1 protein-coding gene is annotated in these 646 nt (G+C 69.7%); it reads left to right on the forward strand.

Features of this window, described 5'->3' with window-relative positions:
* Window positions 1-48: 48 nt before the first annotated feature.
* A partial coding sequence (locus KDM41_18380) for a Gfo/Idh/MocA family oxidoreductase (GenBank protein ID MCB1185392.1) occupies window positions 49-646 on the forward strand: 598 nt, incomplete at its 3' end.

A 646-nucleotide genomic window follows, 5' to 3' on the forward strand; every position in this document is an offset into this window, starting at 1 on the left:
CGTCGACTTCCGGAACGTGACACGCGACGACCCGAAGGTCTGGCGCCTGTGAGTTCACCGGTGCGCATCGGCGTGGTGGGGATGAACTACTGGGGCCCCAACCTCGCCCGCAACTTCGCGCGGCTCCCAGAGGCCGAGCTCCGGTGGTGCTGCGATCTGGACGAGGAGGTGCTCGAGCGTCACCGGCCCGCGTACCCCTCCACGCGGTTCACGCGGCAGCTCGATGACGTCCTCGGCGATCCCGAGACGGACGCGGTGGTCATCGCCACATCGGTTCCCACGCACGCCGCGCTCGCGAAGCGCGTCCTCGAGGCCGGCAAGCACGTCTTCGTCGAGAAGCCGCTCGCGCTGACCGGCGCGGACGCTCGCGAGGTGACCGCCCTGGCCGACGCCCGCGACCGCATCCTGATGGTCGACCACCTGCTCGTGTACCACCCGGGCCTCCAGCACGTGAAGAAGATCATCGACGACGGCCTGCTCGGCGAGGTCTTCTACCTGTACGGCAACCGGCAGAACCTGGGCATCGTGCGCCCGGACGAGAACGCGCTCTGGAGCCTCGGCCCCCACGACATCTCGGTGATGCTGTGGCTGGTGGGCGAACGGCCGATCGAGGCCGCCGCGAGCGGGGAGAGCTACCTGCAGCCCG

The organism is bacterium (assembly GCA_020440705.1).
Classification (GTDB): Bacteria; Krumholzibacteriota; Krumholzibacteriia; order LZORAL124-64-63; family LZORAL124-64-63; genus JAGRNP01.